This is a genomic window from Methanofollis aquaemaris (genome assembly GCF_017357525.1).
In the GTDB taxonomy this organism is placed as follows: Archaea; Halobacteriota; Methanomicrobia; order Methanomicrobiales; family Methanofollaceae; genus Methanofollis; species Methanofollis aquaemaris.
The window spans coordinates 150,552-165,101 of the sequence record NZ_CP036172.1 but is presented as its reverse complement, the minus strand read 5'-3'; the positions used below and the strand labels follow the sequence as shown (position 1 = coordinate 165,101).

At 57.2% G+C, this 14,550-nt stretch carries 12 protein-coding genes; 8 read left to right on the top strand and 4 right to left on the bottom strand.

All coding sequences use genetic code 11. The features are described from left to right. The first annotated feature begins 38 nt into the window (after positions 1–38). Positions 39–1,325 (top strand): ATP-binding protein, encoded by a 1,287-nt coding sequence (locus tag RJ40_RS00785; protein ID WP_265581443.1) that lies wholly within the window; start codon positions 39–41, stop codon positions 1,323–1,325. 84 nt (positions 1,326–1,409) lie between these two features. Here RJ40_RS00785 and RJ40_RS00780 read toward each other — a convergent pair whose 3' ends face one another. Further along, positions 1,410–2,021 (bottom strand): hypothetical protein, encoded by a 612-nt coding sequence (locus RJ40_RS00780; protein WP_265581442.1) that lies wholly within the window; start codon positions 2,019–2,021, stop codon positions 1,410–1,412. Between the two features lie 5 nt (positions 2,022–2,026). Continuing rightward, complete coding sequence (locus RJ40_RS00775) at positions 2,027–2,626, bottom strand: DUF308 domain-containing protein (protein WP_265581441.1); 600 nt, start codon at positions 2,624–2,626, stop codon at positions 2,027–2,029. 302 nt (positions 2,627–2,928) lie between these two features. Between RJ40_RS00775 and RJ40_RS00770 the strand changes: the two genes are divergently transcribed. From RJ40_RS00770 to RJ40_RS00760, 3 genes are read left to right on the top strand one after another with little or no spacing between them, the layout of a single operon-like run. Next, positions 2,929–3,723 (top strand): acetoacetate decarboxylase family protein, encoded by a 795-nt coding sequence (locus RJ40_RS00770; protein WP_265581440.1) that lies wholly within the window; start codon positions 2,929–2,931, stop codon positions 3,721–3,723. Positions 3,724–3,735: 12 nt separating this feature from the next. After that, positions 3,736–4,566, top strand: a complete 831-nt coding sequence (locus RJ40_RS00765; protein WP_265581439.1) for an SDR family NAD(P)-dependent oxidoreductase — start codon at positions 3,736–3,738, stop codon at positions 4,564–4,566. Between the two features lie 30 nt (positions 4,567–4,596). Then, positions 4,597–5,565 carry a DUF1848 domain-containing protein gene (locus RJ40_RS00760; protein ID WP_265581438.1) on the top strand — a complete coding sequence of 323 codons (969 nt, stop codon included), beginning with the start codon at positions 4,597–4,599 and terminating at the stop codon, positions 5,563–5,565. Positions 5,566–5,827: 262 nt separating this feature from the next. Here RJ40_RS00760 and rsgA read toward each other — a convergent pair whose 3' ends face one another. Beyond that, complete coding sequence (rsgA, locus tag RJ40_RS00755) at positions 5,828–6,922, bottom strand: ribosome small subunit-dependent GTPase A (RefSeq protein WP_265581437.1); 1,095 nt, start codon at positions 6,920–6,922, stop codon at positions 5,828–5,830. 260 nt (positions 6,923–7,182) lie between these two features. Next, positions 7,183–8,985, bottom strand: a complete 1,803-nt coding sequence (locus RJ40_RS00750; protein WP_265581435.1) for a PAS domain S-box protein — start codon at positions 8,983–8,985, stop codon at positions 7,183–7,185. 210 nt (positions 8,986–9,195) lie between these two features. On the opposite strand from RJ40_RS00750, the gene RJ40_RS00745 reads away from it, so the two are divergent. The 4 genes from RJ40_RS00745 (at position 9,196) to RJ40_RS00730 (ending at position 14,519) form a co-directional block, all read left to right on the top strand. After that, on the top strand, positions 9,196–10,614 hold the full coding sequence (locus RJ40_RS00745; protein ID WP_265581434.1) for a prenyltransferase: 1,419 nt from the start codon (positions 9,196–9,198) through the stop codon (positions 10,612–10,614). Then, positions 10,611–11,669 (top strand): geranylgeranyl reductase family protein, encoded by a 1,059-nt coding sequence (locus tag RJ40_RS00740; RefSeq protein WP_265581433.1) that lies wholly within the window; start codon positions 10,611–10,613, stop codon positions 11,667–11,669. The genes RJ40_RS00745 and RJ40_RS00740 overlap by 4 nt, the downstream gene beginning before the upstream one ends. A gap of 404 nt (positions 11,670–12,073) precedes the next feature. Continuing rightward, positions 12,074–12,547: a hypothetical protein gene (locus tag RJ40_RS00735; protein ID WP_265581432.1), complete on the top strand. Its 474-nt coding sequence runs from the start codon at positions 12,074–12,076 to the stop codon at positions 12,545–12,547. 751 nt (positions 12,548–13,298) lie between these two features. Next, positions 13,299–14,519, top strand: a complete 1,221-nt coding sequence (locus tag RJ40_RS00730; protein WP_265581431.1) for a hypothetical protein — start codon at positions 13,299–13,301, stop codon at positions 14,517–14,519. Positions 14,520–14,550 lie beyond the last annotated feature (31 nt).

The window sequence follows — 14,550 nt, the reverse complement described above, 5'->3', positions numbered from 1 at the left end:
CCATGCCTTTATGCGAGGGTATAACCCCCCGAAACTTTGTGACCGATCTCCTCGAACACCTGGTAGCCCTCAATCCCTGGTGGAGCGGCAGAGCATTCGAGACGGGCGTCCGGAGAGAGCGCTATCTCTCGAAGATAAAACAATACCTTGCTTCCGGCGAAATCGTGGCCCTCAGCGGGGTCCGGCGGGCGGGTAAGACCACCCTTCTTTACCAGATGATCCACGACCTGATCCACGAACAGGGCGTCGACCCGAGATCGATCCTCTTTGTCAACTGCGACGAACCTGTCCTCGACGGCCTGGACCACCCGCTGGAGACGGTGCTCGATACCTATAGAAGAGCAGTCTGGAGCGACGAAGGAGCCGTACTGGTCTTCGACGAGATCCAGAACGTCCCCGGATGGGAGCGGTGGGTCAAAGCAGTTTATGACCGCAATCAGTTCGGGCTGGTGATCTCCGGGTCGTCCTCACATCTCCTCGACACTGAAGTCTCGACCCTGATCAGCGGGCGATATCTGGCGGTCCCGGTCTATCCACTTGATTTCCGGGAGTATCTTCTCTTTCAGGGTTGTGAAGTGGGGAGCGATCCGATCGCGCTCACTGGCCGGAAGTACGACCTCCTCCATCATCTCAGGCGGTACCTCCGTGAAGGAGGGTTTCCGCAGACCGTGCGGCAGAAAGAGGAGAGCGTGAAGATCGATCAGCTGAGGGCGTACTATGACAGCATCGTCTACCGCGACATCGTCCGCGTGAACGAGGTGCGCAACCAGAGGGCGATGAGCGCCCTCCTCTCCTATCTCCTGACCAACATCGCTTCGCCCTATTCGTACCGGCAGTTGGAGCAGGTGCTCGGGATCGAAGCGGCGACGATCAGGGAATACATTCACTATGCCGGGATGGCGATGGTGCTCTTCGAGGTCAGGTACTTCAGTTATTCCCTGAAGGTGCAGGCACGGAACAACAAGAAGATCTACTGCATCGATACCGGGCTGAGAAACGCGGTCTCGTTCACATTCTCGGCGGACGAAGGGAGATGTGTCGAGAACCTCGTCTTCCTCGAACTGCGGCGGCGAGGCTACGAACCTTATTACTGGAAGAAAAGAGGCGAGGTGGATTTTGTCCTGAAAAACCAGGACAACACCCTCACGGCGATCAATGTCACCTCCACCGACGCCCTCCCAGAACGCGAGATGGATGCACTCAGGGAGTTTGCCGGGGAGTTCGGGGGCAAGGTGAAGGATCTGGTGCTGATCACGAAGGATACGGAACGGACGGAAGGAGAGATCAGGTGCGTCCCGCTCTGGAAGTGGTTGCTCGACGCCTGACCGCCTCAATCAGCGAAGAAGCTCTCGATCATATTGCATCTCCGGGTCACTGCATGCGAGGTACGCCGGGTAAGTCCTGACATCCTACTGCATCTTCTGAAGAATATCTCCCAGTACAAAGAGGAGGAGCCCGTTGATCACGACAATTCCTGCAATGATCAGACCCGAAACGAGGCCCGGCACGAGCATGGTGATGCCGAAAGCAATCGCGACGACGTTCAGCACCGTCTGGGTGACCAGGAGATTTTTCAGGCCGGGGGGAAGTGGACCGGCCGGAGCGTTTCCGGTGCCGTGCAGCAGCGGAAAAAACCGCTTTGTCAGCAGGACGCCTCCCCCGAGGATGTTCAGGAGCCCGAGAAGGATCTGGATCACCCCGGTCAAAATGCCTGGAACGACACACGAGACAATCCCCATCGCGGCAAATACGATTCCTACGGCAATCAGGAACCACGAGCGCGTATACTGGCCCATCGGCGTCTCTCCCAGGGCCATCATCTGGATGGCCATGACGACCATCAGCAGACCCAACTGACCGTCCGGGGAGAACGGGATCATCCCCAGGTTTACCGGGAAGAGCAGGAATCCAAGGAGGACGAGGAGCGTCCCGACCAGGATGAGGATTGCAACTGAGAGCGGGAGAGAGACATCCCTGAACAATCCGGAACGGTCCGTTGGATGAGGATTGTCTGACGTCATGGTAATCATGCCGGCTGTTCTCTTTTTTCAGGAGGATACAATTCGTTGACCCTCTGAAGACTCCACGAGAGATAGAAGAAACCGATGCCGTAGAGGATGAGAAGCACTGCGGTCTGCGGATCGGTCGTGATGCCGGGAAGGAGCGTCACAAGACCTAAAACTACCGACAGTAGATACACAGAGGCACAGGCAACCGTCAGGTGCCGTAATATCCCGGAGATCTTCATCCATGTCCTGGCCTTCTCTTCGAAGACGAACAACTGCACAAGAAGTGCGGTCCCTCCGAGAAAAAGCATACCTCCCACAAGGAGGCGGACGAGTGTCGTCAGAGTTCCGGGAATGAAACAGGCGACCATCCCGATGATCGCCGTGCAGATGCCCAGAATTATGACCGGCCACGAACGGCGGAGATCGCCGAAAGGAGTCTTTCCCATCGTGATGACCTGCAAAGAGACGATGACGAGAAAGAGCCCGTAGGTGCTGTCCGGCGCATAAGGGAGTGCGCCGGTATGGATCCAGAAGAGGAGCAGGCCGAAGAGGAGCATGAATACTCCGAAGATAAGCAAGATGACAACCTCAAGAGAAAGATCGGATTCCTTCTTCATTCTTGAATCGGTTTTTTTCTTCTGCTGACCCTCGAATGCCAGAGGCCCATTCCTCCTGAAAGATATTCGGCACCGGATATCCGAATGCGGTCGATCGCCAGGTTATCATTCATGCATTATTTATAGATGCGCGCGCTCTGCTGCCTGGCGACATCGGTTTTGTCGTGCCGACATACTTTCTGGCCGCGTCTCCGGTACGAATTCGATCTCTATGCCCAAAAATTTTCAAAATCCGGCAGCCAGAGTGACAGACCTTTAAGAATATATATCTGATTGGATATTATGTGGCAGAGGATATCTCCATGTTCAGACCACAGAACGACTTCACGTACCTGATGCCCGCCCATTTCGGAGGCGGCAAATTCGATCCCGAGACGATCGTCACGCAACGATCGACATCTCTGGTTCTCAGTTATGAAACCGACAGAAAAGGTCTTGAAAATTATATCCCGGAAGGGTTTGAGTTGTTGGCCCCTGAGGTGCAGGTCTCTTTCAGCAAATTCACCGAGATCAACTGGATGCAGGGGGGACAGTACAACCTCATCAATGTGGCGGCGCCGGTCAGGTTTCACGGAAAGAAAGACCGCCTGGACGGTGCGTACACGCTGGTGGTCTGGGAGAACAAGACCGCCCCCATCCTCGGCGGGCGGGAGCAGACCGGCATCCCGAAAATTCATGCAGACATTGAAGACCTGCACATTGTCAGGCCGCACTATGCCACGACGATCAGCTACGAGGGGAACACTTTCCTCACCATGGACTTCGAGGCCGCCGGGCCGATCGCCGGGGAGGAACTGGACGTCTTGAAGTCTCAGTTTGCGTCCGTGAACACTCTTGGGTGGCGGTATATCCCGAAGGTGGGAGCACCCGGAGCGGAGTTGAGCCAGTTCGTCCTCTACCCCCAGGGTGTCGAGGTGGAATCGGCACAGGCGGGAACAGGCAGTCTTCGGTGGACCGAGCTGACCCCGATGCAAAATCCGGCTCAATATTACATCATCAACAGTCTTGCCGCGCTCCCGGTCAAACGGGTGACGCAGGCGGTGCTGACCGAGGGACGGGCCGTCCTGCACGCGATGGGTGCGAGGGTCATCGAATGAGAGGTGAGAAGTATGGATGAGTATTACACGGGAAAGATCGCTATCGTCACCGGGGCGAACTCCGGGATCGGGTATGCGGTGAGCGAGGAACTGCTGAAGAGGGGGGCGACCGTCTACATGGCCGGGCGCAACCCGGAGAAGATCGCACGGGCGGCGGATCAACTCTCGGCGTACGGGGACCGCGTCCGCACGCTCGTCATGGACGTGACGAAGCAGGAGCAGGTGCAGAAGGGCATCGAGGGGACGGCAGCGGAGGCCGGAAGACTGGACTTCTTGTTCAACAACGCCGGGGTGGGCGGCACCCTCCCCTTCGAGCAGGCCACCCTGGAGGACTGGAAGACGATCATCGATACCAATCTCTGGAGCGTCATCTACGGGGTGCATGCTGCGGTGCCGATCATGCTCGGGCAGGGGTCGGGCCATATCGTGAACACCAGTTCGATCGCAGGCATCATCCCGCCTCCGTTCCAGGCGCTCTACTCTCTCACGAAATATGGGGTGACCGGCATGACCGAGTGCCTGAAGTACGAGTTTGCAGAGAAGGGGCTCCACTTCTCGACCATCTGTCCGGCCAATATCGCGACCGCGATCTTCAACAAGAGCATCGACGGCAAGGCCCACGGCGACCTGCGGGTTCCGGACGATGCCTATCCTGTCGAGAAAGCGGCGGCTTTCATCCTGGACAGGGTGGCGGAGCAGAAGGGGATCATCGTCGTGCCCGAGGATCCGTATACTGATCTCTGGAAGGAGTATATCCTCGGCGACCGGGAAGCAGAAGAGCGGTTGTTCCAGATGGCGCGTGAGCGGCGGGAGGCGTTTGAGAAGAAGGGGACGTATTTTTGAGATCAGGCTCAACTCTTTTTTCGCGACGGCATGAAGACAGTAACGCCCGTGATCATCTCGGCGAGTCGGGCGACAGATATCCCGGCTTTCTACACTGAATGGCTCATGAACAGGCTGCGGGCCGGGTATGCGGTCTGGACGAACCCCTTCAACAGGAATTTCTCCCAGACGGTTTCGTTTGAGAAGGCGAGGGTGTTCGTATTCTGGACGAAGAACCCGGCCCCCCTGATGCCGCACCTCGACGAGATCGAGAGGATGGGGTACCACTATTACTTCCAGTACACCCTCAACGACTACGAGAGGGAGGGGCTCGAGCCCGGCCTGCCCCCTCTCGACGAGCGTGTCGAGACCTTCAGGGCGCTTGCGGAGAGGGTGGGAAAGGAGCGGGTGATCTGGCGCTTCGACCCCCTCCTCCTCTCCGACGACCTTACCGTCGAGAAACTCCTCGCACGGGTGAAGGGTGTGGGGGACCGCATCCACGCCTCGACCGAACGCCTGGTCTTCAGCTTTGCCGACATCGACGCCTACCGTGCGGTGAAGCGGCGTCTCGGCGGGAGCTACCGCGAGTTCGGGCTTGAGGAGATGCGGGCCTTTGCGGAGGGCCTCGCCGCACTGAACAGGGACTGGAATCTTGCCCTCGCCACCTGTGCGGAGGAGGTGGACCTCTCGGCCTATGGGGTAAAGAAGAACAGGTGCGTCGACGACCACCTCCTCCGCCGTCTCTTCCCCCGTCTCTTCCCCGACGACCCCGCGTTGACGGCATTCCTCGGGCCGCCGCCGCAGCGCGACCTCTTCGGGAAGATTGTCCCCTCGAAGAGCCTGAAGGAAAAAGGCCAGAGGGACAGTTGCGGCTGCATCCGGAGCAAGGACATCGGCGCCTACTCGACATGCCCTCATCTCTGTCGCTACTGCTATGCGAACTCGGCCGAAGGGGCGGTGCGGCGGAACTATGAGAGGCACCGGGTTGAGGGGGAGGGGCTGGTGCAGACGGGGGAGTGAGGGTGCGTGATCGTGTCCCGACCATCCGGGGTGCGTTCAGCAACGCGGACAGGAATTACCTGGGAGTAGAGTCTCAAACCCTCTCTTTTCGGCCGGAGATCGCTGACAATCCAGAGGCGAAGGCCCTCCTTGAGTTCACAGAGCGGCTGATCTTCCCTTCCGGAAGGCTATAACACAGACCCTTTCCCTCTCCTGACGGGCCCTCCTTTCCCGCCGGGAGATGCGGGGTCCGATTTGCAATCGGTACTGCAACGGATTGCCGTTACTTCCCTTTTATCTTCCAGATATCTCGGGCAGATTTTCCGATTTCTTTCCAGCGTTTCTTCTCAAGCCTCACCAGCCCGATCTCCGCTTTATCCCGTTCGAATTCGAGTTCTCGCATGAGCCGGTGAAAATTCTCCAGCCGTGCTGCAGAGAGGGCTCCGTCCCTCACGGCCGCCTGCACCACACAGCCCGGCTCCTGTTCGTGCCGGCAGTCCGAGAACCGGCAGCCCTCCGCCAGTTCGAGAATATCGGGGAATGTACCAGCAATACCGGCAGCTGCCGTACCGATGCCGACCTCCCTCAGGCCGGGGTTGTCTATCATGAGCGCCCCGCCTTCCAGGACGAAGAGCTGGCGGACGGTCGTGGTGTGCCGCCCTTTCTCGTCATAGTCCCGGGTATGCGAGGTCTCCTGCACCGGACAGCCCATGAGCCGGTTGATCAGGGTGGACTTGCCGACGCCAGACGAACCAATGAGAGCGACCGTTGTTCCCGGCGGGAGGTACGGGTCAAGCCGGTCGACACCCTCTCCGCTCGCGGCGCTGATTGGAATGACCGGTATACCGGGAGAGACCGAAGCGATCCCGTCGGCGAGCGATGCGGGGTCGTCCGCCAGATCGGATTTATTGATGACGATAACGGGGCGGGCACCCGATGAGTGGGCGATCGCGAGAAAGCGTTCTATCCGGCGGACGTTGAGGTCATGGCCGGCGGCCGTGACGATAAAGACCGTATCGATATTCGCCGCAATGACCTGGTCGGTGCTTTCACGCCCCGATGCCCCCCGTGCAAAGAGAGTCTTGCGCGGGAGGATATCAACGATCGTCGAGGTGCCGGCCTCCGGCTGATCGAGCAATACGACGAAATCTCCAACCGCTGGAAAGCGGCCGAGTTTCCGCAGAGCTCCGGAGATCCCCGCTGTGATGGACCCACCGTCGACGAGAACGTCCCACACGGTCTTCTGCCGGCAGGCCACGCGGCCCGGCACATACGGCCCGGTGTACTTTGAGAATGCCGCATCGTGCTCCTCCGCCCAGCCAAGGTCTTCAAGCGTATGGGAGTGCTGCTCTCCGCACCGGGATGTGGACTGGTTCATTAGACGACCTTTCCTCTGTAAAAGGGGTGGCATACAATGCATCAAGTGCTTTGTGGTCGTTTTCATCGACTGCGGTCTCTTCTGCGTGGCGAACGCATGCGAACAACGGTGTGCCTACAAGGTCAAAGAAGAGGGTGCCGCCGTTGAAAATAGTGATATTGATAACAGCAGCGAGACGATGATACTGATCCTCACGCCTTTCTGGTCGACAGGGAGAGGCGAACGGTTGGAAACTGAAAAGCGTGACCCGGTTTCAGGACTCATATGAACCTGTACCCGCCTTCAGGCACCAGGATCTCGAACCTCGCCCCTCTGCCGGGCCGACCCGCCTCGGTGATGCCGATCCCGGTGATCTCGAGGATCTCCCGTGCAAGGAAGAGGCCAAAACCGCTGTTCTTCCCACAGCCGCGCTCGAAGATCCGCTCTTTCTGGTCCTCCGGGACACCCGGACCATCGTCTTCCCAGAGGATCAGGAGGCCGGATCCGGTCTTCGAACACCTGACATGCACGGCGGTTGCTCCTTGGGCATGGCGGATGGTGTTGTCCATCAGGTTCGAAAAGACCCGTTCGACCATCGGATCGGCATAGATCGAGACGTCGGGACGGTCGCACCTGATGGGGATCGGCGCATCGACGATCTTTTCTATCAGACCGCCCAGGGAGAGCCAGGCAGGTTCTTTCACGCCCAGTCGTTCATACTCGCGGGTGAACTCGATCTGACGCCTGATGGCTTCCGCCGCACCCTTCACTTTCCCGAGGTGGCCCGCCTGAACGGCATCGACACTCATCTTCTCTGCAAATTGCAGGAATCCCTGGACCACCATGATCTGGTTCAGGATATCGTGGCGGGTGATCTCCGAGAGGAGCTGGAGTTTCTTGTTTGCGTTATTGAGAGCGATCTCAGATCTTTTCTGCTCTGATATATTGTCCAGGATGATCCGGGCACCGGTGACGGTTTCCTGATTGGCGATCGGCGAGATATGTACCCTGTAGTGGGCTTTTTTTTCCCAACTGCTGCAATATTCTCCATCGAGGGGGGGGATGGACACCCCCGACTCCATGGCTTTTCGAAGTAGCCCTGAGAATCCGTTCTGGACCAGAGGGGGATACTTCAGGAGGTTGACGGCGGGAGCCTCCTCCTCTCCGGGCGCCCCGAGGAGATCCAGACCACACCGGTTGATGTAGGTGATGCATCCTTCGATGTCGCAGGTGAGGATACCGATCGGCGCATTCACTGCAAGGTCACGGTACTGCTCCTCGCTCTCCCGCAACGCTTCTTCCATCGTTTTCAGGCTGGTGATATCCGTAAGAATACCCTGAATACCGATTAAACGGCCTTCCCTGAGTATCGGACGGGCAGCCGTCTTCACCCAGGTCGCACTGCCGTCCGCTTTGAGAAAGCGATATTCGGTCGCTTCGTTGCTTCCGGCGAGGCTTGAACCGAACTGCAGAAGCCGTCCGGTCCTGTCGTCGGGGTGGACGAGGTCGACATAGGACCTCCCGATCACCGCGGAAGCAGGATAGCCGCCTATAGACTCGATATTCGGGGAGACATAGGTAACTGTGGCGTTTTTATCCAGGACATAGAATACCTCGTTGAGGTTCTCAACGATCTCGGGAGGTGCATTCCCGGATAGCCACTGATACAATTCTTCGTTCTTTTTGAATGTCTCTTCTGCTCGTCTCCCGGCGACAGCACGCTTGATCGTATTGCCGATCTCGGCAAACTGTTGCTCGGGGCTCCCTTCTTTCCTGATGTAGAAGTCAGCGCCGCTGTTCAATGCGTCGATGGCAACCTCTTCGCACCCTTTCCCGGTGAACATGATGAAAGGTGTCATGGTGCCATGCTGCCTGAGGTGCCGGAGGAGCCGGATCCCGTCCATCCCGGGCATCAGGTGGTCGGAGATGATGGCGTCAACGTGTTTCCCGGAGAGGATCTCGCTCGCCTCCAGCGGGCATTCGCAGGTGGTGACGGTAAGCTCCCCGCTCCGCTCAAGGAAGATCTTGCCTATCTCAAGGAGACCCGGATCGTCGTCGATGTAGAGGACGGAGAGCGGTGCCATGATGGTTTCACCTTCTACCGAAGAAGACAGAGATCGATCGATTCGAATCTCGCTTCCTCTATTATTGAATTATTGATCATTTTTGATGATAAAGAGATTACTATTATATTGTTTGCATGATGCTGATTGCGACGGGTTTGAAAAGACGTATCATTTGAAGACGGCCGTATAGTGTCCCGAGAACATTTGACACCGGACGTATCTGTCGATGTGAGCACACTCACCGATCCGGCATCCGGGATGATTGCTCTGAACGGCCACGACAGATGGTTCATCACATTCATGGCCAATATTTCGTGTTTCATTCCGTGCTATGGGTATCCGGTCGACCAACGACTCAATACATCATCCAGGTTCTCGAACGGGGATTTCAGGAATCTTGAATCCCGCGTGAAATCCTCACAGACGATAAATCCCGGTTTGTTTCGATCACGGCGCTGGTTGTTTCGGGAGGATCCTGACATCATCGAGAGTATCGACAGCGAAAATATTAATGCCGCCCGGACCACTGAAGGCGTTCGAGGCGAAAAGTGCGAAGGAGTGAATATCCGCCAGATTAACAGAGCGAAGACAGATCGTTGGTATGGAAATGTGTGCGGTGATATCCGTTTCATGATACGGTCCAGAGAGTACGATCATGATGACAAAAAAACTGTGACGCCTCCTGCTGGAGGAGATGGCTTCGACTTTCGCACATTCCGGCACATCCTGCGGATCGAGGGGCTCATTCCTTTTACCGGGTGTGCAATTCTCATCGGGTTTGCCGCGGCGCTCTGGGAAGTCGGTTTTTCAGGCGCGGACTGGCGCTTATTTGGTATCGCGGTTGTCGCAGTTCTTCTCGTCCACATCGATGCCCATATCTGGAATGATATCATGGACCTCGAGGTCGACCGGCGTGAAAAGAGCAGGGAAACGAAACGTGACCGGCCCCTCGTCTATGGGTGGGCTACTGTCGGCGATTACAGGAAGATGTCCGCGATTATCACGGTCCTGGTGGTGGTCCTCACCGCATACCTGACGATGCAGCGGATGTTGATCCCGCTCCTGTTTATCATCGGATTTTTTTTCGATTATGGCTATAACCATCCCCGCATCGCGCTGGGGCACCAGCCCTATACCGAATGGTACATTTTTCCCTGGCTGGTCGTCGGCGTGACGGTGACGATCGTTTATGCCGCGACCGGCATATTCTCTCTCCTGGCCTTCATCCTGTCGCTCCTGCACGGCCTGACGGTGACCTGTTTCGCGGTATCGATGATGCGTCGGGACGTACATTCCGACCGGTTGGGGGGGAAAAAGACATCTTCCGTCGTGTATCCGGAGATCCCGCACGCCACGGTGTACGGCATCGTTACCCTGCTCGTGTCCGTCCTGATGTTCTACCCTCTTGTTCTCATTCTCGGCAGTACGGAGTTTGCATATCTTCTTATCCTCTCAACAGCCGTTATCGCAGCGATGAACACGGTTTGCGGGGCAAGAATTGATCAGCTGTGCACCCGCGCGTTGTACTCCGTCTATCCTGATTTCGAGTCGAAAGCCAACAAGGTAATGCTGCAGCAGGTGGGAGCATCGATGGTCCATGCCGTGGCGATCACCGTGATCGTACTGACGTTTGGGAGGATTGTATGAACATTGCGATTGCAGGTGCCGGCATCGCCGGCGGGTATCTGGCCGGGCTTCTCGAACAGAGAGGGATCTCGCCGGATGTCTATGATGGCCGGGGACATGCCAGCCGCTGTACATGCCGTTCGTGCGGGTGGGGTGCGCCGACGGGTATCGGACCGTACCTCGCCGATGTCGGCCTCGACCTGGACGACTACCTCATCGAACCCATGTCCCCGATGGATTTTGACGGCCTTGTGGCCACGACGCCCCTTTGCACCGTACATAAACCCCGGCTTCTCCAGGATCTCACGAAATCCGTCCGATTGAAGCGGCAGGACCTGGTGCCGGAGAAGGCGGAGGATTATGATATCGTGGTGGATGCGACCGGGATCAACCGGGCTCTCCTTCCTCCCTGCAGGTCCGACCTGACGCTCCCGACGCTGCAGCACCGGGTAATCGTGGAATCCAGAGGGAGCGAGCGCCTTGGAGCGGGGGTGTACGGGAACCGGATACCAGGACTTGGGTACCTGTGGATCTTTCCGCTCGGACACGATCACTATCACATCGGCATTGGCGGTATCGGCCTCCTCCGGCACGATAGCCTTCTGGAACGGTTTTATCGGGATGCGTCCGGGCAGTTTTCATTCACCAGGCAGTGCTGCTGTCATGGTCTCGTCCGGGTCGCGTCTCCGTATTACTCGACGCCCTTCTCTGTCAGAAAGACGCGGAGCGACGGTTCGCCCCAGGTGATCATTGGCGTCGGCGAATCGATAGGGACCGTATCGCCGTTCACGGGAGAAGGAATTGTTTATTCTCTGGAATGTGCAAGACTTCTGGCGGATTCCTGGCCGGACCCTGAGGACTATACCGGATCGGTGCTGGCCCGGTTTGCCTGGATGAAAAAAGAGCGGGAAACGCTCGATTATCTTCTCTCACCCGAAGGAAAGAGCGGGCCGAGGCTGCGGGATCGATGGAGGTTTTTTTGCAATGCTCGTCGTTCCGGGATCGGACTTCCCATGCTGGAGGCTTTCAAGCGGATGGGCAGCCTTTCGCAATGGGTGGAGGGCCCGGATGTATAATCAAGAACGATTCAGGTACGATCTCGATCAACTTTCCGGACTCATCCGCAAGGAGATGAGTTCACGTACAATCCTGAAAGAAAAGCACGGAGGCGACCGTCGGGGTCGTCTCCGCAGAGATCCCCCGCGCCGTCACCCTCACCGCGGCGGACGACGGCTACGACACCCCGGCCCGGACGAGCATCTTCCTCGGCTGCCAGGTGAACGACGGGAGGGCCGGGTCGTCGGGCGACCCCCTTTCCCCCTCGTGCATGGGGGAACACTATCGGGAATACCGGGGATAGGGTCTTTGTATCTCTATCGGATGGACCTTCATGGCCCGTTTCTCTATATCGTCTTTAAGAATCTCGAAAAACGGTATCGAATGATCGGTATTTATTAACAGAAAAAATCCATCTCTCAAAATGAAAAGATCGTCGTTTTCCCTCATTGTTGCGGTTGTTCTCGGCCTGTTTCTCTTAACCGCCGGGTGCCTGCAGGCACAGTCCGGAACCATCACGCCCGTCACCGATGCGGCAACCCCCTCCCCGGAGGTCACATCGCCTTCCACCCCGGACATCGTCGGGGTCTGGACAGGAACAACGACCGGGTACACCACAGCCGCGGGTTTCCGCGAGAGTAATACATCCTACACCATCACGGCACAAAAAGGGCCGGCCTTTACCGGCTCGAAGGTGTATACACGTTGGGATGGACTCGAATATTCCGAGAACCTGTCTGGTGTCATCTCCAGTGCCGGGGAGATCTCTATTGTTGAACACGATGACGGCTACACATTCGGTACATTCATCGGACCCGATGAGATCGAACTCCGGCACCTCCAGGACGGGGACAATGCAATGGCCTTCATCGTCCGTCTCAGTCGGGACAAGAACTGATTTTCCCCCTTCTCTTTTTCAAAAAATTTCGATCCTGCCGGCATGGTGATTCATGTATTTCACCGGTGACCTTTGGAATTGGGGTCCGTTCCGTTTCCCTGGAGCCCGCCCCCATTCGCGCCGTCTTCCCCCCATTTTTCCCGGCCCTCCGGCCCCTCTCCGGGCATGATCCACCCTCTGCCCTCGGTCCCCCTGAAATGCGGCCCTGAGCGCCGGGATCAAAGGCGGGAATACGAAATACAGGGGCCAGAATGAGCAGGGCAATGGCGGTGCCGGGGAGAATAAAGTCACCTACCTGAGCAAAGAGAAAAAAATCTCCGCACTCGTATACGTGCCGGAAGGTTGCCGGGAAGGCGAAAGACGGCCCGAAATCGTCTTCACCCGCCCGGCAAGCGGGGTGAAGGAGCAGACCGCCGGCGTGTACGCAGAACCGTTCAGCGACAAAGAGTTTGTCACCCCGGTATTTGACTGTCCGCAGATACTCTTCGTGCAATGCTTTTACGATATTTTCCCATTCTGCCAGAGAAAACGTCTCCCGACGACCAAAGTTGGCGAAAGTTTCTGCATCGACATGAAGGTCCAACTGTTTTTCAGAAGTTCGGCAGCACGCGAGCGAGGGAACGGTGCGCGAAAGAGTTCGCCCGGCCGGTCCGAAAGTGATGCAGATAATGCCCTGACTCCTCTTTTATGGAATTTATCCGAGATATGCGGGGCAATAAAATTTTCACCCCGGAGAAAGACATACTACGCTATGCGCAGAACATTCTTCACGACCGTCTGCATCGCGGCGTTGTTCATTGTTCTGGTCCTGTGTGCGACCCCCGTCTCGGCAGACCCCGGGTGGGTGACGACGAGTGTCTCCGAAAACACCACCGATGCACTGGGAGGAAAGATCTCCGGAGAATACATCATATCCCTCGCAGGGGCGGAAGAGATCGATTGTTCGCAGAACAGAATATACCTCCATGCAGTACAGACCGGTGAACGGACGATCATCGGCAGTCCATCAGCAAACATGATGGTAACCGGGCCGGACATTTCAGCGGAGTACGCGGTATGGTTCGAAACTCCCATTGATGACTTCGGGATGAATGAAACCAGCACGGCGCCGAGCCGGGTGTACCTGTACTCGCTCCGGAACGGTTCTGCAGAGATCATCGATGCTCCGGGCACCGCAGAGTGGCCGAAGATCGACGGGGGACGGATCATCTGGTTGGGCGAATCCGCCGATCTGTTCAACATCCCGATCTTCCTCTATGACATCGGGACAGGGAAGAGCGAACAGGTCTGCGAACTGCCGGTCGATGATCCCGCGGGCGTTCTCTTTGACGGCGACCATATCGCGTACCTGAATTCTGAAGGTCTCTACCTGTATTCTCTCGAAACCAGAACGAACACGACGATTTTTCGCAATGTCTTCGGGAACAAATCCGGCTCCCACGTCGAATCCTATGCACTGGGCGGCGATTACCTGATCTACCTCAAGCATACCGTCACCTTCGAGGGTCCTGATAAGGGGACGTTCGACGAGTTGTATCTCTATCTCCTCTCGACGAGAGAGAAGAGACTGCTCGACCCTGCGACAGGGACTTTTTTGGAACCTTCGAAAACACCGGCCGAAGATAAGAAGGATCTGAAGATTTCTTCACCGTTTACCGACGGAGAACGAATCGGCTGGATTTATTCGGAGAATACGCCGGGTTCGACAATCCTCCTCTGTGATCCGGAGGCAGGAACGGGTGAAAAAATTTCGGTGGACGGCCAGGTCGACGACCCGTTCCTGGACGGCGATCGAATGGTGTGGGTCGAAACGCATTTCCCGTCGTTCCATGGAGACCTCATCTATGCGCAAAAGAGCATCAGCGTGACGGAAACCGTGCCTGCGTCCGCACCCGGCTTCGGAACGGGTATCGGTATCGTTGCTCTTCTGACCGCGATGGTGCTGCTTGCGGGAAGGAGAACCAAACCCTAACCTTTCTGAATACTCAGCGACGGTGCGGCGG